16 protein-coding genes and 5 tRNA genes are annotated in these 20,231 nt (G+C 43.2%); 4 read left to right on the forward strand and 17 right to left on the reverse strand.

Annotated elements, in window-relative coordinates; genetic code table 11:
- The first annotated feature begins 25 nt into the window (after positions 1 to 25).
- Positions 26 to 1,153 (forward strand): nuclear transport factor 2 family protein, encoded by a 1,128-nt coding sequence (locus MHN32_RS02890; RefSeq protein WP_239420846.1) that lies wholly within the window; start codon positions 26 to 28, stop codon positions 1,151 to 1,153.
- Between the two features lie 68 nt (positions 1,154 to 1,221).
- Here MHN32_RS02890 and MHN32_RS02895 read toward each other — a convergent pair whose 3' ends face one another.
- The 11 genes from MHN32_RS02895 to MHN32_RS02945 all read right to left on the reverse strand — a co-directional run bounded on the left by MHN32_RS02895 (position 1,222) and on the right by MHN32_RS02945 (position 10,873).
- Positions 1,222 to 3,132, reverse strand: coding sequence for a SurA N-terminal domain-containing protein (locus tag MHN32_RS02895; protein ID WP_239420847.1), 1,911 nt, complete (start codon positions 3,130 to 3,132; stop codon positions 1,222 to 1,224).
- A 173-nt stretch (positions 3,133 to 3,305) separates the two neighbouring features.
- On the reverse strand, positions 3,306 to 3,578 hold the full coding sequence (hupB, locus tag MHN32_RS02900; RefSeq protein WP_010371157.1) for a nucleoid-associated protein HU-beta: 273 nt from the start codon (positions 3,576 to 3,578) through the stop codon (positions 3,306 to 3,308).
- A gap of 216 nt (positions 3,579 to 3,794) precedes the next feature.
- Positions 3,795 to 6,152, reverse strand: a complete 2,358-nt coding sequence (gene lon, locus MHN32_RS02905) for an endopeptidase La (RefSeq protein WP_017216125.1) — start codon at positions 6,150 to 6,152, stop codon at positions 3,795 to 3,797.
- 293 nt (positions 6,153 to 6,445) lie between these two features.
- On the reverse strand, positions 6,446 to 7,729 hold the full coding sequence (clpX, locus tag MHN32_RS02910) for an ATP-dependent protease ATP-binding subunit ClpX (protein WP_010606725.1): 1,284 nt from the start codon (positions 7,727 to 7,729) through the stop codon (positions 6,446 to 6,448).
- Between the two features lie 122 nt (positions 7,730 to 7,851).
- Positions 7,852 to 8,469, reverse strand: coding sequence for an ATP-dependent Clp endopeptidase proteolytic subunit ClpP (gene clpP, locus MHN32_RS02915; protein ID WP_010606724.1), 618 nt, complete (start codon positions 8,467 to 8,469; stop codon positions 7,852 to 7,854).
- A gap of 333 nt (positions 8,470 to 8,802) precedes the next feature.
- Positions 8,803 to 10,107 carry a trigger factor gene (tig, locus tag MHN32_RS02920; protein ID WP_010606723.1) on the reverse strand — a complete coding sequence of 435 codons (1,305 nt, stop codon included), beginning with the start codon at positions 10,105 to 10,107 and terminating at the stop codon, positions 8,803 to 8,805.
- A gap of 277 nt (positions 10,108 to 10,384) precedes the next feature.
- Positions 10,385 to 10,461 (reverse strand) — tRNA-Pro (locus tag MHN32_RS02925).
- A 21-nt stretch (positions 10,462 to 10,482) separates the two neighbouring features.
- Positions 10,483 to 10,559 (reverse strand) — tRNA-Pro (locus MHN32_RS02930).
- A gap of 19 nt (positions 10,560 to 10,578) precedes the next feature.
- Positions 10,579 to 10,654: transfer RNA gene (locus MHN32_RS02935), tRNA-His, on the reverse strand.
- Positions 10,655 to 10,678: 24 nt separating this feature from the next.
- Positions 10,679 to 10,755 (reverse strand) — tRNA-Arg (locus MHN32_RS02940).
- Positions 10,756 to 10,796: 41 nt separating this feature from the next.
- Positions 10,797 to 10,873, reverse strand: a tRNA-Pro gene (locus MHN32_RS02945).
- Between the two features lie 419 nt (positions 10,874 to 11,292).
- On the opposite strand from MHN32_RS02945, the gene folD reads away from it, so the two are divergent.
- Complete coding sequence (gene folD / locus MHN32_RS02950; protein ID WP_102057141.1) at positions 11,293 to 12,147, forward strand: bifunctional methylenetetrahydrofolate dehydrogenase/methenyltetrahydrofolate cyclohydrolase FolD; 855 nt, start codon at positions 11,293 to 11,295, stop codon at positions 12,145 to 12,147.
- A 62-nt stretch (positions 12,148 to 12,209) separates the two neighbouring features.
- Here the strand turns inward: folD and MHN32_RS02955 are convergent, their stop codons facing one another.
- From MHN32_RS02955 to prmB, 3 genes are all read right to left on the reverse strand, one after another.
- Positions 12,210 to 12,641 (reverse strand): hypothetical protein, encoded by a 432-nt coding sequence (locus MHN32_RS02955; RefSeq protein WP_010606721.1) that lies wholly within the window; start codon positions 12,639 to 12,641, stop codon positions 12,210 to 12,212.
- 66 nt (positions 12,642 to 12,707) lie between these two features.
- Positions 12,708 to 13,805 (reverse strand): chorismate synthase, encoded by a 1,098-nt coding sequence (gene aroC, locus MHN32_RS02960; protein WP_239420848.1) that lies wholly within the window; start codon positions 13,803 to 13,805, stop codon positions 12,708 to 12,710.
- Between the two features lie 47 nt (positions 13,806 to 13,852).
- Positions 13,853 to 14,788: a 50S ribosomal protein L3 N(5)-glutamine methyltransferase gene (gene prmB, locus MHN32_RS02965; RefSeq protein ID WP_026000853.1), complete on the reverse strand. Its 936-nt coding sequence runs from the start codon at positions 14,786 to 14,788 to the stop codon at positions 13,853 to 13,855.
- A gap of 96 nt (positions 14,789 to 14,884) precedes the next feature.
- Between prmB and smrB the strand changes: the two genes are divergently transcribed.
- Together smrB and MHN32_RS02975 are read left to right on the forward strand one after the other, a co-directional pair.
- Positions 14,885 to 15,436, forward strand: coding sequence for an endonuclease SmrB (smrB, locus tag MHN32_RS02970; protein WP_010371129.1), 552 nt, complete (start codon positions 14,885 to 14,887; stop codon positions 15,434 to 15,436).
- A gap of 236 nt (positions 15,437 to 15,672) precedes the next feature.
- The gene (locus MHN32_RS02975) at positions 15,673 to 15,915 is read left to right on the forward strand and encodes a hypothetical protein (RefSeq protein WP_045990797.1); all 243 of its coding nucleotides are present in this window, start codon (positions 15,673 to 15,675) and stop codon (positions 15,913 to 15,915) included.
- A 256-nt stretch (positions 15,916 to 16,171) separates the two neighbouring features.
- Here MHN32_RS02975 and MHN32_RS02980 read toward each other — a convergent pair whose 3' ends face one another.
- From MHN32_RS02980 to MHN32_RS02990, 3 genes are all read right to left on the reverse strand, one after another.
- Complete coding sequence (locus MHN32_RS02980) at positions 16,172 to 16,777, reverse strand: peroxiredoxin C (protein WP_010371125.1); 606 nt, start codon at positions 16,775 to 16,777, stop codon at positions 16,172 to 16,174.
- 320 nt (positions 16,778 to 17,097) lie between these two features.
- Positions 17,098 to 17,811, reverse strand: coding sequence for a fatty acid metabolism transcriptional regulator FadR (gene fadR, locus MHN32_RS02985; RefSeq protein WP_010371123.1), 714 nt, complete (start codon positions 17,809 to 17,811; stop codon positions 17,098 to 17,100).
- Positions 17,812 to 18,384: 573 nt separating this feature from the next.
- Positions 18,385 to 20,142: a winged helix-turn-helix domain-containing protein gene (locus MHN32_RS02990; RefSeq protein WP_239420849.1), complete on the reverse strand. Its 1,758-nt coding sequence runs from the start codon at positions 20,140 to 20,142 to the stop codon at positions 18,385 to 18,387.
- Positions 20,143 to 20,231 lie beyond the last annotated feature (89 nt).

Here is a 20,231-nt window from a genome sequence, read left to right on the forward strand (position 1 = left end):
TTCTGAGTCATTACAGGAGAAGCTTATGACCCTATCAAAACTAGTACCATTGTTATTTTTACTACTTATCCAAACCAGCATCGCCATCGCTTTTGAGGATGAGACCGCTAAAATTACCGCTACACTAAACCACTACATCAGTGGCACCGCGAATAACCAGCCTGAAATGATAAGAAAAGCGTTTCATCCCAATGCGATGCTTATTTTAGAAAAGTCAGACCAAGCGATGTGGCAAGTCCCGTTGAAAGAGTATTTGAGTTGGTATAAAGGTCTGAAAAAAGACACAGGCAGGCGCGCCAAAATTCTAAATATCAGCGTGAATGATCACCTTGCACAGGCCAAAATCCGTATTGATATATTGAAGTCAAACGTGCAGTACATCGATCACCTACTCCTAAAGAAAATAGCTGGCACATGGAAAATCATCAGTAAATCTGCGCAGCAAACCACGCTAACTTCCGAGCAAGTAACGAACTTAGGTCGCCGAGTGCTCATTGTCGCATCAAGCAAGGCCTTTCACGGCGATAGTCAGCTGCCAGCTGGCACGAGCTTCGAAGAGCTTCTCAGTGCCTATGACGTATTTACTCAAGCAGGACTAATTGTTGATTTTGTCAGCACACAAGGTGGCGCGCTAAACCTGAGCTATATAAATACTTCAAACGGTGAACATAAAAAGTACCTTTACCAACCTGACTATATGTATGCGCTCAGCAACACAATGCGCCCAGCTGAAGTCGACCCTAGCCAATATGCGGCGATCTATTATGTAGGCGGCAGTAATGCCATGTATGAAGTAGCAGAAAACCTTACTCTACAGCGTATTGCTATGCATATATATGAACAAAACCAAGGTGTTGTTGCCGCTGTATGCCACGGCACAGCTGGTATCGTTAATTTGCGCTTGAAAAATGGCGAGTATCTCATCAAAGGAAAACAAATCACTGGTTACCCTACCGCATTTGAAAATCCAGATAGAGCGTATTTCAAGCATTTTCCTTTTCAAATTCAGCCTAAAGTGGAAGAGCTTGGAGGGAATTTTGTATATGGAGAGCGGGATGCGTCTTTTATCAAGGTAGATAGCCGCATAGTGACGGGCCAGAATTATCAGTCTTCACAAGCGGTTGCAAGCACCGTACTTGAGCATATTCAATAATACCGATATCCCTGTCACAAGGCATAAAAAAGGCGCCGTGTTGGCGCCTTTCTGCTATCTAAAAACGATTATTGCTGCTCTGTGACCTGTAACTGTGGTCTTTTCACTTCAGACTTAGCTTCAAGTGCTGCTAGTAGCTCAAGATAGTTTTTGTTTGCATAAGAAGCCGTGATTGACTGCTTCTGCTGCGCATCAACTTTGCCATCAACTTCAGGCGTGGTTACAGACTTCAGCACTACAAATGCCGAGTCACCATTACCAAGCTCTACAAGTGCAGATTCTTTTTCTGCTACACCAGGCTGAGGCAATTTAAATGCTTCTGCTGCGATAGCTGGCGGTACGTCGTAGCTACGACGCTTAAGCTCAGTCACGCTTTTCACTTCGATATTTTGTGCTTTGGCAATCTCAGCTAAAGTAGAACCACCTTGTAGTTGCTCAAATAGTGACTGTGCTTTCTCTGCAATTAATGTCGACGCTTTTTCATTGCTCAACTGCGTTTTGATCTGCGCGCTGACTTCCTCAAGTGGCTTCGTCGCTGCCGCTTTATGCTCAGCAACACGAACCACCACGATATGCTCTGGTGCAACTTCTAACACTTCAGAGTTTACGCGGTCTTCTAGCAGCTCTGGCGTGAAGATAGTATTGCTTATCGCTGGTGAATTCAGTGGCTCAGGAAGCGCATTACGACTTACCAGCTCAGTTGATTTGATTTCAACGCCAGCGGCTTCAGCAGCGTCTTGTAGCGAGTCAGCCATTTCAAAAGCAAGTTCAGCTACACGGGTTTGCTTTTGATAGAACGCATCGATCTTAGCTGCTTTTTCAAGCTCTGCACGAAGGTTGTCTTTTACGTCTTCAAAAGATTGCGCTTGTTGGCGTTGAATGTCCGTTAGCTTGATAATGTGAAAACCAAACTCAGATTCAACCACTCCAGATACATCACCTACCGCGGCAAGCGCAAATGCAGCATCTTCAAACGCCGGATCCATCATATCCCTTTCAATCCAATCTAGATCACCGCCAAGCTCAGCGCTCACCACGTCGTCAGATTTTTCTTCTGCAATAACGGCAAAATCAGCACCGTTATTCAATTCAGCCAGAATCTCATCTGCTTTTTGTTTAGCGGCTTCAGCATCTTCGCTTGCATCAACAAGAATGTGTGACACGCGGCGTCTTTCAGGTTCAAGATATTGGTTTTTTTGCTCTTCGTAATACGTTTTTAACGCTTCCTCAGTAACTGGTTCTGCAGGCGCTAAATCTTCAGCTTTTAGCTCGATATAGTTAACCGACACCAATTCTGGAGCTTGGAACTGAGTTTGATTCAAGTCGTAATAGTTCTGAACTTCTTCATCTGATACTGACACTTCACCTTTCACCAACTCTTTGCTTAATACCGCATAGTCGATAGCACGAGTTTGTTGCTGTAGCGCAATAGATTGCTGAAGTTCGTTTTTCAGTACAAAATCAGTGCCAGCAACTGCAGAGATTAACTGCGCACGAGTCATCTCGTCACGAAGATATTCACGGAAGCTATCTGGCTGGAAGTTCATTTGACGGATAACTTGTAAGTAACGGTCGTTACTGAATTCTCCACCAATTTGAAAATATGGCATTTCAACAATCGCTTTTTTAACCTGCTCATCGCTCACACGAAGACCAAGCTCTTTAGCTAATTGAGTTTGTAATTCTTGTTGTACTAATTGATCAACAACACCTTGGCGAATTTGCGCCATATAATTAGGATCGGCTGCAATCTGTGCAAAGTATTCGCCAAACTGTTGCTCTAGTCGTGCGCGTTCATTTGAGTAAGCACGAGAAAACTTGGTTTGTGAAATCTTTACTCCGTTCACTTCTGCGACAGGCTGCTCTGTGGTTTGACCTAGGTAACCACCGATCCCTGCTAACGCAAAAGATAAGATGACTAAACCTAATACGATTTTAGCCGCCGGGCCTTGCGAGCCTTCTCTGATCTTTTCAAGCATTTATTGTTTCTCTTATCTAAGTCAAAGCACTAAAGCACTTTGTGTTTGCTAGATTTGGGTTAAGCATTACACCAATCAGATTAGTGATGGTATAAAAAAAGCGTATCTTAGCAGATACGCCTTTTATCTTGAAGCAGTTCGCGATGACTCTGCACCGCCTAATTCAAATTGAATTAGTTTACTGCGTCTTTAAGCGCTTTACCCGCTTTGAAAGATGGGATGTTAGCTGCTGCGATTTGAATAGTCTCACCAGTTTGTGGGTTACGACCAGAACGTGCAGCACGCTCGCGCACTGAGAAAGTACCAAAACCTACAAGTGCAACAGAGTCACCGTCTTTTAGTGCACCCGTTACAGACTCAATGAATGAATCTAGCGCACGACCAGCAGCCGCTTTAGAAATGTCAGCATCAGCTGCGATTTGATCGATTAATTGAGATTTATTCACAATATCATCCTCTTCCATAGTTATTGTCAAAAGTTACTTCTTACTGGTAACTTTTGCTATTCATTTAGAGACATCACAGCGACTCTCTAATTCTCGAAATCTTTCTCAAGCCTAGTGATTACGGGGCTTCCGAACCAGTAGGCTTGAATACAGTGCCTAACTTAACACACCTTTTAGATTTGAAAAGCCTTTTCACTCAATTTTTTGGCTTTTTTCTTAGTTTTTTTGCGATTCCACACTAAAACTGTCTATTGGGTGCGCTAACGCCAGTGATAATACCTCATCAATCCATGACACCGCATGAATATCAAGCCCTTCAAGAACATTCTCAGGAATTTCTTTTAAGTCGCGCTCGTTCTTTTTCGGTATTAAAACTCGTTTAATTCCACCACGGTGCGCTGCCAATAATTTCTCTTTCAGACCACCGATAGGCAGAACTTCACCACGCAAGGTAATTTCACCTGTCATCGCGACATCTGCACGCACTGGATTGCCAGTGAGGCTTGACACTAAGCCCGTTACCATCGCAATACCGGCGCTCGGACCGTCTTTCGGTGTTGCACCTTCAGGAACATGAACATGAATATCACGTTTCTCGTAGAAATCGTCATTAATGCGTAGTTTGTCAGCACGGTTGCGCACAACCGTCATTGCCGCCTGAATTGACTCTTGCATCACATCGCCCAGCGAGCCGGTGTAAGCAAGTTTGCCTTTACCTGGTACTGCCGCACATTCGATAGTGAGTAAGTCACCCCCTACTTCCGTCCATGCAAGCCCGGTAACTTGACCAACTCTATCGCCGTCTTCCGCCTTGCCGTAATCGTGACGTTGTACACCTAAGAAGTCTTCAAGATTTTCTTGGTTAATCACAACTTGCTTAACATTTTTATCTAGCAAGATGTTCTTAACAGCTTTTCGGCATAACTTAGAAACTTCGCGCTCTAGATTACGGACACCCGCTTCACGCGTGTAGTAGCGGATAATGCCAATGATCGCACTGTCTTCAATATTGATTTCAGACTCTTTTAATCCATTGCGTTTCACTTGCTTTGGAATTAAGTGCTGCTTGGCAATATTTAGCTTTTCGTCCTCGGTGTAACCAGAAAGACGAATGACTTCCATACGGTCTAATAATGGACCTGGAATGTTAAAGCTATTAGAAGTCGCAACAAACATAACATCAGACAGATCGTAGTCCACTTCTAAATAGTGGTCTGCAAAGTTGCTATTTTGCTCTGGATCTAACACTTCTAGTAGAGCCGATGCAGGATCGCCACGCATATCCGATGACATCTTATCGATTTCATCCAACAAGAAAAGCGGGTTCTTTACGCCAACTTTCGACATGCTTTGGATCAATTTACCCGGCATTGAGCCAATATAAGTTCGTCTGTGTCCGCGAATTTCAGCTTCGTCGCGCACGCCACCGAGCGCCATACGTACGTACTTACGGCCAGTCGAACGCGCGATAGATTGACCTAAACTGGTTTTACCAACGCCTGGAGGACCAACCAAGCATAATATAGGACCTTTAAGCTTATTGGTGCGCTGCTGTACCGCTAGATACTCGATAATGCGGTCTTTCACTTTCTCAAGACCATAATGATCGGCATCTAGTATCTTTTGTGCACCAGCTAGGTCTTTTTTCACCTTTGAGCGTTTTTTCCAAGGTACATTGATCATCGTCTCAATGTACGAGCGCACAACCGTCGCTTCCGCAGACATAGGTGACATCATTTTAAGTTTGTTAAGCTCTGAAAGCGCTTTTTCTTCCGCTTCTTGCGGCATATTCGCTTCGCTAATACGCTTTTTCAGGGCTTCAAATTCGTCAGGAACATCATCCAGCTCACCAAGCTCTTTCTGAATAGCTTTCATTTGCTCATTCAGATAGTACTCTCGTTGGGATTTCTCCATTTGCTTTTTAACGCGTGAGCGGATCTTCTTCTCTACTTGAAGTAGGTCAATCTCGCCTTCCATCAACGCCATCAAATACTCGAGACGCTCAGTCACATCGTTAATTTCTAGCACCTTTTGTTTTTCAGGTACTTTAATTGGCATATGAGCAGCCATCGTATCCGCTAAGCGTGCAGCTTCATCAATACCCGATACCGAAGTTAGTACTTCTGGTGGGATCTTTTTATTTAGCTTCACGTAGCCTTCGAACTGGCTAATTGCGCTGCGAACTAATATGTCTTGCTCTTGCTCATCCACATCCTGAGATGGAATATACTGAGCTTGCGCCAAGAAATATTCGTCTGTAATTAGAAACTCATCTATTTTCGCGCGTTGAGTACCTTCAACCAGCACTTTCACTGTGCCATCAGGTAGTTTGAGTAACTGTAGTACCGTTGCAATGGTACCAGTCTGATAGACATCATCAGTGCTTGGGTCATCAACTGAGGCGTCTTTTTGCGCAACTAAAAAGATTTGCTTGTCATTGTCCATCGCAGCTTCTAGGCATTTTATTGATTTTTCTCGACCTACAAACAGCGGGATCACCATATGCGGATACACCACTACATCGCGTAGCGCTAGCACAGGAATTTCTACTCGATCCGTTCTTTCAAGCGTCATTATGTTCTCTTCGCACTTCAATTAATTTTGGGAATACTGAGCTATATGGGGATAACGCAGATAAAGTTCAATAGTTTATAGTAATCCGCATCAAGTAGAGATCAATTTAACGTATAAAAAGCTTAGTTTTGACACTCAATTTACCGTGGTGAAATGTATGAAATATTCACCCTAAAAACTTGTCTCGCTATTGCCCTTTATTGTTATAGCAATTTGACTATATTGGTTTCTATCTGATGTGGACTAAGAAATAAAAAGGAGCGCTAGGCTCCTTTTTTCAATCTCATACTGAGCTATTCAGACGCCGCCTTTTCTTTACCGTTATTTTCGTAAATCATAATAGGGTCTGATTCGCCTTTGATCACCGTTTCATCAATGACGACTTTACTCACTTCTTCTAGTGAAGGAAGCTCATACATAGTATCAAGCAGTACGCCTTCGACAATTGAACGCAGACCACGTGCACCCGTTTTACGCTCCATCGCTTTATGAGCAATCGCTCGTAGCGCATCTTCACGGAATTCAAGGTCAACACCTTCCATCTTAAATAGCGCCGCGTATTGCTTAGTGAGTGCATTTTTCGGCTCATTTAGGATTTCAATTAGTGCTTCTTCGTCCAGTTCAGTCAAAGTTGCAACTACAGGCAAACGACCAATAAATTCAGGAATTAAGCCGTACTTAACTAAATCTTCAGGCTCTACGTCTTTAAACGTTTCGCTTAATGAGCGCTCAGAGTCTTTAGATTTAACTTCAGCACCAAACCCAATTCCGGTATTTTTTGTACTGCGCTGCTCGATGACTTTATCTAAGCCTGCAAACGCACCACCACAGATAAACAAGATCTTAGAAGTATCTACTTGTAAAAACTCTTGTTGCGGGTGCTTTCTACCACCTTGTGGCGGAACAGATGCAACCGTGCCTTCAATCAGTTTTAGTAGTGCTTGTTGTACACCTTCACCTGACACATCACGGGTAATTGATGGGTTGTCAGATTTTCTTGAAATTTTGTCGATTTCGTCAATGTAAACAATACCACGCTGTGCTTTCTCAACGTCGTAATCACATTTTTGCAGAAGCTTTTGAATGATGTTTTCAACATCTTCCCCCACATAACCGGCTTCGGTTAATGTCGTTGCATCTGCCATGGTGAATGGAACGTCAAGTAAACGTGCAAGCGTTTCCGCTAGAAGGGTTTTACCACTACCCGTTGGACCAATTAGTAGAATATTACTCTTGCCAAGTTCTACATCACCTTTACCACCTTGGTTACGCAGGCGCTTGTAGTGATTATAAACCGCAACAGACAAGACTTTTTTAGCGTGGTCTTGACCTATCACATAATCATCTAAGTGATTTCTGATCTCTTTTGGCACAGGTAATTTATCAGACGCGTCATGCTTAGGCGCAATATCTTTGATTTCTTCCCTAATGATGTCGTTACAAAGTTCAACGCACTCGTCACATATATAGACAGATGGACCGGCAATTAACTTACGAACTTCATGCTGGCTCTTACCGCAAAATGAGCAGTAGAGTAGCTTGCTATTCTTATCGCCGTCTGTTGGAGTGTCTGACATTCAGCTACCTCATTCAATTGCTGTTATCTCTAGATAACATCGTATTTCTTTTAACTATACCAAAGAAATTTGGCTTTGGCACAGTAGAAGCCGATGAATTCAATTCATCGGCTAATTCATAATCACTTAAGCTCTCGACGAGAGTGAACCGCATCAATCAGACCATATTCTAACGCTTGATCTGCAGTCATAAAGTTGTCTCGGTCTGTGTCATGCGCAACCACATCATAAGGTTGACCTGTGTGATCCGCCATTAAGCGATTCAATTTTTCTTTGATCGCCAAGATTTCACGAGCATGAATTTCAAAATCAGAAGCCTGACCTTGGAAACCACCTAAAGGTTGGTGGATCATCACACGCGAGTTCGGCAAGCAATAACGTTTACCTTTAGCACCGCCAGATAGCAAAAATGCTCCCATACTCGCAGCCTGACCAACACAAACCGTACTAACGTCAGGCTTGATAAAGTTCATCGTGTCGTAGATTGACATTCCAGCAGTCACAGAACCACCTGGCGAGTTGATATACAAGAATATATCTTTGTCAGGGCTTTCTGATTCTAAGAACAGCATCTGCGCCACAATTAGATTGGCCATATGGTCTTCGACTTGACCTGTTAAGAAAATAATACGGTCTTTTAACAGTCGTGAGTAAATATCATAAGAACGCTCGCCTTTAGCCGTTTGCTCCACGACCATAGGTACTAACGCATTGATTGGATCGATCATACCATCATTCATGTTTTTTATTCCTTATTAGCACAGAATCTATTGCCTATTCGCAGCAACTTTCATTGGACTTAGCGCGGTCCATAAAAACATTCTGTGATCGGTGTTTAGGCTAATACTTTTTTGAGCGAATTGAAACGAGTAGATATAACTGTATCAGTAATACTCAACGAAACCTGACTCGTAAAATAAGTATAGCTAATAAAATAAGCCATGCCTCAAGATATAAGTACTTAATGCTTCAATATCAAGGCTTAAAAACAAAAATGGCCCGAATTCTCTATTAGAGTAACTCGAGCCATTTAAACTTCAGCTTAGCTGTAAGTCAATGATTTCTTCAAAGACTTATTGAGCAGCCTGTGGATTCATGATGTCGTCGAATGACTTTTCAACATCAGAAACAGATGCAGCAGCAAGTACAGCTTCAACTGCTAGCTCTTCCATCGCAACGTTGCGCATTTGCTGCATTAGTTGATCGTTTGCTTTGTAGTATTCAACTACTTCACTTGGATCTTCGTATGCAGAAGCAACTGTATCGATTAGTTCAGCAACTTTATCTTCATCAACTTTGATGTCGTTCGCTTTGATCACTTCACCTAGTAGTAGGCCAGTTTTCACGCGAGTTACCGCTTGCTCGTGGAATAGCTCTGCAGGAAGCTCAGGCATGTTTTGAGCGTTGCCACCAAAACGTTGTGCTGCTTGTTGACGAAGTGCGTCGATTTCTTGGTCGATTAGCGCTTTTGGCACTTCAACTTCGTTAGTTTCTAGAAGACCTTTGATCGCTTGATCTTTCACGTTAGCTTTAACCGCTTGGTTTAGCTCACGCTCCATGTTCTTCTTAACTTCTTCTTTAAGTGCGTCAACACCACCTTCAGCAACACCAAACTTAGTTGCGAACTCGTCAGTTAGTTCAGGAAGCTCTTGAACTTCAACTTTCTTCACAGTGATTGTGAATTGAGCCGCTTTACCTTTTAGGTTTTCAGCGTGGTATTCTTCAGGGAAAGTTACGTCAGAAACAACTTCTTCACCTGCTTTTTTACCAACGATACCGTCTTCGAAACCTGGGATCATACGACCTTGACCAAGCTCTAGAGGGAAATCTTCAGCTTTACCGCCTTCGAACTCTTCACCGTCGATTGTACCAACGAAATCAACCGTTACACGGTCTTTTTCGCCAGCTGCAGCATCACTCTCAGTCCAAGAAGCGTGTTGCTTACGAAGCGTTTCAAGCATGTTCGCTAGGTCTTCATCAGTGACAGAAACTGCAGGTTTCTCAACCGCGATTTTGTCTAGATCTTTAAGTTCAACTTCTGGGTATACTTCAAAAGTTGCATCGAATTCTAGATCTTTACCTGCTTCTAGTGACTTAGGAGCAAAAGATGGTGCGCCTGCAGGGTTGATTTTCTCAGCAATGATTGCTTCGATATAGTTACGCTGCATCAGATCGCCAGCAACTTCTTGACGTACAGCCGCGCCGTAACGCTTAGTGATGATTGACACTGGAACCTTACCAGGGCGGAAGCCATCGATACGCTGTGTTCTTGACAGTTTTTGTAGGCGTTTTTTAACTTCAGTCTCAACGTTCTCTGCAGGAACGGTGATGGTCAGACGGCGCTCAAGGCCTTGAGTCGTCTCAACAGAAACTTGCATGATTTACCTCAATCTTCATTTTTGGGCGACAAAGCGCCTTCCTTACTAACAAGACAACCATCATGCTTTTTATGGGCCTTCGGCTAAATTGCCAAACTCTCCGTTGCATGTGACGCTTGTTGCCTGCCCTACGGGCACTACGTTAATTAATAGACGCGGCATTATAACCTATTCAACGACGGAGTCGAGCAATCAGGTTAAATAATTAGGCATATTGGTGCTAATTGATTAAAAGTTAGTAAATTTGAAATAAAGGACTGAAATACTAGAGAGGAAGTGGTCGGCGATGCAGGATTTGAACCTGCGACCCCTTGGACCCAAACCAAGTGCGCTACCAAGCTGCGCTAATCGCCGAACATATGTATTTTTTAGAAGTGGTCGGCGATGCAGGATTTGAACCTGCGACCCCTTGGACCCAAACCAAGTGCGCTACCAAGCTGCGCTAATCGCCGACTAATTTTGGCATGTAGATGGGGCGACTGATGGGACTTGAACCCACGACAACCGGAATCACAATCCAGGGCTCTACCAACTGAGCTACAGCCGCCACTACATGTGGATTAAAATAAGATGGCGCACCCTGAAGGATTCGAACCTTCGACCGACGCCTTAGAAGGGCGTTGCTCTATCCAGCTGAGCTAAGGGCGCAAACTCGTAAACATCTTCATGCTACATTCTTATTTTAAAAGTGGTCGGCGATGCAGGATTTGAACCTGCGACCCCTTGGACCCAAACCAAGTGCGCTACCAAGCTGCGCTAATCGCCGACTGTGACCTTGGAGAACTAAGAACCTTTTTATCGGTGAGTCCTCGTTGGCAACGGGGTGCATAATAGTGATTTGCCCGAAGTAGGTCAAATATTTTTTTTAGTTTTTGTTTCAACTGCCTAATTTTGCCACAAATTGTTGATAAAACAGCTGACTTAAACAATTTTTGAGCGGTTCTTGTAGAACCGATCATGAAAACCTTTGCTTTTACGCAATGCAAACTTGGCGGGCTGGCTGTTTTTTGAGAAAATAGCGGGCAAATGTCCTCCTTTGTTGTAACTAAAGGGACATACAAATAGAGCGACCCCATTTTCATCTTTATTAAGCAATCATTTCATCAATACATGAAAGTGCTTGTATAGAAGAATTTAAAGGCTCTATCATCGTTCAAGTTTTTTAACCCTTAATATAGGTCAATCATGACGGCAAACATCATTGATGGCAAAGCTATCGCGAAACAAGTTCGTTCTACTGTTGCACAACGAGTTCAAGACAGACTAGCGCAAGGTCTAAGAGCGCCAGGCTTGGCTGTGGTATTAGTAGGCCAGGATCCCGCGAGCCAAGTTTATGTTGGTTCAAAGCGTAAAGCCTGTGAAGAAGTCGGATTTGTTTCTAAATCTTTCGACTTACCAGGTGACACAAGCGAAGAGCAATTACTTGCGCTTGTTGATGAGCTTAATGCAGATCCTGAAGTTGATGGGATCTTAGTACAATTGCCGCTACCTGAAGGCCTAGACGCAGAAAAAGTGTTAGAGCGTATTGATCCTCATAAAGACGTCGACGGCTTTCACCCATATAACGTAGGTCGTCTTGCCCAAAGAATGCCAGCACTGAGACCTTGTACGCCAAAAGGGATCATCACCCTACTCGACTCTACCGGTGTGCGTTATAAAGGCATGCATGCTGTTGTGGTTGGTGCTTCAAACATCGTTGGTCGTCCTATGTCGCTAGAACTATTACTTGCCGGTTGTACTACAACCGTTTGCCATAAATTTACGCAAGATTTGGAAGCTCACGTTCGTCGCGCCGATCTATTAGTTGTGGCGGTTGGTAAACCTGAGTTTATTCCAGGCGACTGGGTTAAAGAAGGCGCGATAGTCATCGATGTAGGCATTAATCGCTTAGAATCTGGCAAACTGGTAGGTGACGTGCAATACGACATCGCAGAACAAAACGCGAGCTTTATTACCCCAGTGCCAGGTGGTGTGGGCCCAATGACCGTCGCGAGCTTAATCGAAAATACGCTAGAAGCGTGTGAAAAATATCACAGCTAAACGCTGTTAGTTTATAGCTATAATAAAAGCCTCAGTTGAGGCTTTTATTATTTTAAGCCTCATTAACTCATTAGCGTGTCCTTGTTCGCTTTGTTTTCTTCCTGAGTTACCGCTTCTCTCATCGCTTCTTGTAAGGCAGCCATCCGCTCTTCTAATTCTTCAGGTGAAATCTTCCCCTCAGCCGCAAGCTTTTCAAGTTCTGCCATTTTCTCTTTTAATTCGTCTATTTTCTCTTTATTTGCCCCTAAGCGGCTAAACATTACCGCTTCTCTCATTTTTTCTAGAAATGACTGATTACGCTCCACCACTTCATATTTATATGGCTCGTCGGCTTTATTATCCAGTACAGGGGATGATTGGGTTGCGATGTTAGCAGCCGCGACATAGTCTTGCTCCTGCGCAGCGGTATTAGCTCGTTTAGTTTGGGCAAGGCTTTGCTGCTCCGAAACAGACTCAGTGGTACGAATTGCGGAGTGGGTTTGGTAAGTGATCATGATTGCTCTCCTTGATTTGTCCAAGAAAAGCAATCACTGTGCCAAAATTAGCTTACTCGCTACTGGCTAGATATGACCAGGAATTGGCTTATGCGGCAAATTGACGTCTTGGTTTTGACCACGGTGACGTAATAAGTGATCCATGAGCGTAATAGCCAACATGGCTTCTGCGATTGGAATGGCACGAATACCAACACAAGGGTCATGGCGACCCTTAGTCACAACTTCTTGTGGTTGGTTGTGGGTATCAATACTCTGCCCCGGTACCGAGATACTTGAAGTCGGTTTTAGCGCAATTGATGCGATAATATCTTGCCCTGTAGAAATACCCGCTAAAACGCCGCCTGCATGATTAGAAGTAAATCCCTGTGGCGTTAGCTCATCTCTATGCTCAGAGCCCTTTTGCTCAACCACATCAAAGCCATCACCAATCTCTACACCTTTTACGGCATTAATGCTCATCAAGGAGTGCGCTATCTCAGCATCCAGACGGTCAAACACTGGCTCACCTAAGCCAACAGGCACATTTTTCGCCACGACTTTCACTTTCGCACCGACTGAATCACCTTCTTTTTTCAGCGCACGCATATATTCATCTAGCGCTTCTAGCTTAGCTTCATCGGGAAAGAAAAATGGATTGTTTTCAACCGCTGACCAATCATAATGCTCGGCTTTAATCGGGCCTAATTGAGAAAGACAGGCATTGATTTCGATGCCATGGACTTGCTTGAGATATTTTTTCGCGATTGCACCTGCTGCAACTCGAATGGCAGTTTCACGTGCCGACGATCTGCCACCACCGCGATAATCTCTATGTCCGTATTTGTGCCAATAGGTATAGTCGCCGTGACCCGGACGGAACAAATCTTTGATGTTTGAGTAATCTTTTGAACGTTGATCGGTATTTTCAATCAACAATCCAATGCTCGTGCCTGTGGTCTTGCCTTCAAACACACCCGAGAGAATTTTTATCTCATCACCTTCTCGGCGCTGTGTTGTGTAGCGGCTTTGGCCTGGTTTGCGTCTATCTAAATCGATTTGTAAATCAGCTTCAGTGATCTCAAGCCCTGGTGGTACACCATCCACCACGCCACCAAGCGCGGCGCCATGGCTTTCACCAAAGGTCGACACCTTAAATAATTGGCCAATGCTATTGCCTGCCATCGTTTTTCCTCATTCCTAAATAGACGATAGAGAGCATTGGCTCCCTATCAGTTTTTAAAGTATTCCAATAGTTGTTGTTTGGATACGACAAAGACCCCTAAACCACCATGCTCAAAGTCTAACCAAGTAAATGGCGCTTCAGGAAATTGCTGCTCCATATGTACCATAGAATTGCCAACTTCGACAAATAACAAACCATCATCATTTAGATGATCAGCCGCTTCTGCCAGTAGTGTGCGGGTCACATCAAGGCCATCTTCTCCTGACGCCAAGCCAAGCTCTGGCTCATGATGGAACTCCTCTGGCAGATCTGACATATCTTCTGCATCAACATAAGGAGGGTTCGCTACGATTAAATCGTACTTTTGACCCGGTACACCACTAAATACATCAGATTGGATAGCAAAGACTCTGTCTTGCATCATATGCTGATTGATATTGTGATCAGCCACTTCTAAGGCTTCAAAAGAAATATCGACTGCGTCTACTTGTGCGCGCTCAAATGCTTTGGCCAATGCAATCGCAATACAACCTGAGCCCGTACACATATCTAAAATACGCGTTACTTTATTCGGTGCAGCTACCCAGGGGGCAAAATGTTTTGCGATTAACTCTGCAAATGGTGAGCGTGGTACTAATACGCGCTCATCAACATAAAACGGCATACCAGCAAACCAAGCTTGATTGGTTAAGTAGGCGACGGGAATACGCTGCTCAATACGTGCTTTGATAAACTCCATCAGATGCGCTTTTTCACTTTGTGTCATACGCGCATGCATGATTTCTTTGGGGGCATCAATTGGCATATGCAGCACCGGAAGCACTAAACTGACCGCTTCGTCCCAAGGATTATCCGTACCATGACCAAAAAATACCTCGTTACTCACAAACTGGCTCGCTGTCCAGCGTACCCAGTCCTGAATGGTATGTAAGTCTTGAAAGGCTTCAACGGCCATTTCTTCGGTAATAAGTGGTTGCGACATTTCCGTCATGATGACTCTCTAAAGATCAAACTATATGGCGCTATTGTAGCGGTTTTTAAGCTAGGTTTTTATGCTTTTTTTATTTAAAATGTCACCATGAATAGAGAATCTAACACTAATGCTGACCTAAATGACGATTTCGCGATGTTTCGTGAGTCTTTGAATGGTGTAAAACCCCTCAAACAAGATCAGGTGCAGCTCAAACAAAAGAAAAAAATTCAGAGCATTGAGCTGAAGCAACAAGTCAAGCAGCAGCAATCTGAGTTTTACTTTTCTGACGAGTATATTCCTGATATTGATACCTCGGGAACCATCAATTTCGTAAAGCCCGGAGCTGATCGCTATTTAGCAAAGCAGCTAAGGCGTGGTGACTACGCGCCCGAACTCATCTTAGATTTACACGGGCTAAATAAAGAAACGGTAAAACAAGAACTGGCAGCATTAATTCATGCTTGTAAGAAGCAGCATATTGCTTGTGCGTGCGTGGTGCATGGAATTGGTGAGCGTGTGCTTAAACATAAAGTACCGCAGTATCTTGTCCAGCATCCAGATATACTGGCGATGCACCAAGCACCTTTAGAATATGGTGGTAAAGGGGCGGTATTAATCTTGGTTGACCTACCTGATGACCCTAACTTTGGCCGTTAATTCGGCCCAAACCTTGTTTTTCATCCTTTCTTACTTCGCTTAATCCAGCCTTAATAAATTTAACTAAATCTTAGCTATTTCACCCATTCTGCACTGGTCAAATTCACCACCCCATTAATTCCTCTGTGCCAAGAAAAAATTAAAACACATAAAAATCAACAAGATAAAAATTAAATTCATTTTGGCACAACCTTTGTAATAGTTATTGCGACTAACAAATTACAAGGAAACTTATTATGACTACTTTAGCGAAAATCACCATGACAACTTTACTGTTTACAGCAAGCATGACAACAACAGCTGCAGAAATTGATGCTTCATTACTTCAAGAAGTAAAAACCAAAGTAACGCAAGCTATCACTGAGTCAATCAAAGCGAATCTAGAAGAAATAAAAATTGAGACCAAACAGTCTTTAGAGAAAGCGTTTCAAACAACCAATAACAACGAGCAAGAAAAAAAGGAAGAGACTAATGATTAATGAACTCGAATTTCTGAGTCTGCTCGCAACTCCCGTGATCAGTTTATTTGCCGCTTACCTAAGCATTCAACTGATAAAATCACTGGGTCAGTTTATCAACTTTAACTAGCATGGCACTTGCTAAAGTAGGCAAGGTAGCCGAGTAGTCAAAGTTTTACCCTGAGAAAGCTATTGAGGTATCAGTAGCCATTAAAAAACCCGCCAATTGGCGGGTTTCTTTTTGATATCAGCGAGATATCACAAAGCCGACACTAAATTATAGTGCGCCTTCGTTTTCAGATAGGAACTTAGCAACACCTTCAGGGCTTGCATCCATACCTGCTTTACCTTCAGTCCAACCAGCTGGACATACTTCACCGTGCTCTTCGTGGAATGCTAGTGCATCAACCATGCGAAGCATTTCGTCGATGTTACGGCCTAGTGGTAGGTCGTTAACTACTTGGTGACGTACATTACCTTCAGCATCGATTAGGAAAGAACCACGGAAAGCAACACCAGCTTCTGGGTGCTCAACGTCATATGCTTGACAGATTTCGTGCTTAACATCAGCGATTAGATCGTATTTAACTTGACCGATACCGCCTTCGTTTACTGGAGTGTTACGCCATGCGTTGTGTGAGAATTGAGAATCGATAGAAACACCGATCACTTCAACACCACGCTTTTGGAACTCTTCGTAACGCTTGTCGAACGCGATTAGCTCTGAAGGACAAACAAACGTGAAGTCTAGTGGGTAAAAGAAAACAACCGCTTTTTTACCTTTAATACGCTCGTGCAGGTTGTAGCTATCTACGATCTCACCGTTACCTAGTACTGCTGCTGCTGTAAAGTCTGGTGCCTTGCGGCCTACTAATACACCCATTTTTATCTCCAATAGTTAGGTTTATTTCCAATCTTATTTGGTATCTCGTGTCGAGCCCAAAATATCTTGTTCATGATATTGTGGCGTGCTTATGAAAAAACAACCCTAGCTAAATTCATAACCAAAGTCTCTTTGTCATTCTCATCGCCAAAAACTGCGCCTAGTGTATTTGGCAAGTGCCATAATTAACAATCGAATTTACCGATAGCACCAATCTATAAATTCGATGAGACGCAAATACCTCCGCTCAAGATGCCATTCGGAGATCAAAAAAGGCTTCACGAAGAAGCCTTTTTAAGATGTCTATCACTCAGTGGACATTAGTCCATGATATTTTCGGGCATATCACCGCGGATCTGCTGCCAAATTTCACCCGATTGATGACCATACTTACGCATTAATGAAATAGCACCATCGTGTTCTTGATTTTCTGCCAGTTTGGTTAAATCTGCATAGAATTGTCTCGCCAGTCCTCGTGTTCTTGAATCAGAAAAGTAATGGCAACCAATTTTTGAGTATAAACCTCTGAAGCCATTTAAAATCAGCACATAAATTTTGTTTTGCCCAGCCCCAGCCAGCTCATGGTGAACTTGGTAGTCATAATCGGCAAACGCTTCTGCGGTGTCTTCTAGCTCTTCATGCTTAGACAAAATATCGATAACACGCTGCGGATTGAATTTTATCGCCGCACGCGTATAGATAGCACTAATATTGGTACGCGCTGACAGCAGCTGATCGGTCAACTCAGGCATCTTATCTTCATCAAGACGCGCTAAGGTTTCTAATATATTAAGCCCTGACGTTTCCCAAAAGTTATTTACTCGGGTTGGCTTACCATGTTGGATAGTCAACCAGCCATCACGAGCTAGCCTTTGTAATACTTCGCGCAGTGTTGTTCTTGTTACACCAATGAGTTCAGAAAGCTCACGCTCAGCAGGTAGAATGGATCCCGGAGGGAATTCGCCGTTCCAAATTGACTCAACAATATATTCTTCAGCAAATCCAGCTGGGCTCTTGGCTTTGAAAATTCTCATCTCACACCACTTTATTATTACATCAATGCCTTGATTGGCAGGTTGTGCTTGTTAATCCACTGATTGTACCAGATGAAGCTCAACTAACAAGCTACAAATCACCCTAGCTGAAAATAGCCATGTTTAATGCAGATGAGATTGCGATGCGGTGTGAGACTTTGAACTCACTTAAGGCGATATAGGCTTGGCCATAACGGGCTTATCTTCGCTAAACACTGAGCTGATAATGTAAACAAATTGCTCCTCATCAGACCTTCCACCCTCTGCTTTCATTTTGTATAACTCAAATACTTCTCCTTATAGTGCACACGGAACGACTGCGAAATAAACAGACAAAGCGGCATGTAATAATGTTATTGGACATCTTTTGCAATTTACTTTTGAGCGTTGCTTGCAAACAACAAAGCAGCTTAAGGAAACCAAAACTCACAGGCAACAAAATCGAACTCTGTTTTTAAAAGCCAATATCAAAGTCTGCCGAAACACAGAACCCCTATTCAAGGAATCACCAAGAAAATTCGCTCCCTACTTTTAAATCACATAGCGAATTTTATGCATGCGTAACCTAACGTTTTAGAGCTCGTTCTGTCTGCTTTCAAGCTTATTCAGCCATGCTTGTTTAAATTCGTGCTCTGATGTCAAAGCGAGATAAAGATCCGTAGCAAAAAAACTATCATTGTAGTCGGGTAACCAGCCAGTGTTGAGCAGCTGCGTCAGTGCTTGTTGTGTTTCTGCTGCTTCATTGTTAAGTGCAGACCAGTATGGAGATAACGCTGCATCTAGCTGATTTCCTTGGTTAAGGTATTGTTCTAACAACTGTGTTACTCGCTTGAGCTTGCTTTGTTCACCTGTACGTTTCAGCATCAAGGCATAAGTAAGGTGTTGTCCTACATTGCCTGCCTCTGGCAATGTAAACGCCGCGATATCAGCAAAATGCTGTTCAAAAAGCGTTAGCGCAGGTTGTATTTTCTGCCGTGCAAGTAAAGCAAGAATATAAGGCATCACATAATGATTACCCTTTGAGTCGAGCTCGTATCGCTGTTTTAAGAGTTCTTCGGCCTTTTCGAAATCGCCTTGTCGCCATGCGATCCCAGATTCAACATAGAGTCTAAATGCTGTAGAAATTGAACCTAAATTTGCGGCTTGCTGATATTTTTCCTCAGCTTCTTCTGCTCGCCCTAAACTCAATAACACCAATATGTGGCTCAACTGCTGCGCGGGGTACAATTTACTATGACTGATGTGATTGTTGTGGTACCACAGCAAATATTGTCTTGCCCTATTCTGGTTAAGCGGATAAAAGTCTAGCGCATAGAGCGGATTGTTTTTGGTGTGAGGGGCTACGGCAACGCTACGATCAAAATATTTTCGAGCGAGTACTAACTCTCTAAAATTCAAATAGGCATAGGCTAACCCTCGGATAATAACCGCATCGTTTGGTGCTAACTGATACGCTTGTTTATGCGCAGCAATTGCATCGGGTATTTTGTGTTGGTCCCGAAGAAATCGACCGTACCAATGCCATAGGCGAGCATGCTTGGTTGAGAGCTCAAATCCGCGCTTAAAATAATTCTGTGCTTGGTCAATTTCATTCTCCATCACCGCAAAGCGTGCAAGAGAAGTTATCACTTCAATATTTGTATCATCTAAGATCCGTGCTTTTTCTAACAATGGCCGACATAAGGCAAGCGATTCATACTCTGACACCGCGCCATATACGCTTAGCCCCATAAAGACATTGCACAAGCCACTAAGTGCCTCGACATTATCACTTTGTTTAGATAACACTTGTTGATAAATCGTTTTCGCTCGCGCTAACTCTTCCACCGCTGTACTTTGGGATAGGTGTGTGGCAAGAGTGATCTCATCAAAATACGGGTTGTTTTGTGTCTTGTGCTTTTGATCAGTTTGAATATAAAAAGCAAAAATAGCGATGAGAGCGAGCAACGTAATGGTGACACCAAGCAGCCAAATTCGCTTTTTGCTCACAGGCATCACAGCCGCTTTATGCTCTCTAAGCGCAATGTTTGGATGAATGCGGTAACCTTGAGCTGATATTCTTTCTATGTATTCTTCGTATTGCGGATCTGTGTTTAAAATCTTTCTTAACTGCGCAACAGCTTGATAGACCGAATTGTCAGACACCACCTTCGGGTGCCAAACTAACTCGACGAGGGTATCAATACACAGAGGCTCAGGTTTCGCATCGACCAGCACCAACAGTAATTTCATCACTTTTGGAGTGACGGTATATTCACGGCCAGTCGGATACTCCACAATCTGGTTCAATTTAGGCACGACAAGCCAATTTCCCAAAAGCAAATTTTTCAACCCACGAACACCTTACATTATTGATTGTTATAGTTTTAATTAAATTAAGAAAAATTTCAGAGTTAATTTATATGAAAATTAAAACACAA

The sequence above is a fragment of the Pseudoalteromonas sp. Of11M-6 genome (genome assembly GCF_022347905.1).
Taxonomy (GTDB): domain Bacteria; phylum Pseudomonadota; class Gammaproteobacteria; order Enterobacterales; family Alteromonadaceae; genus Pseudoalteromonas.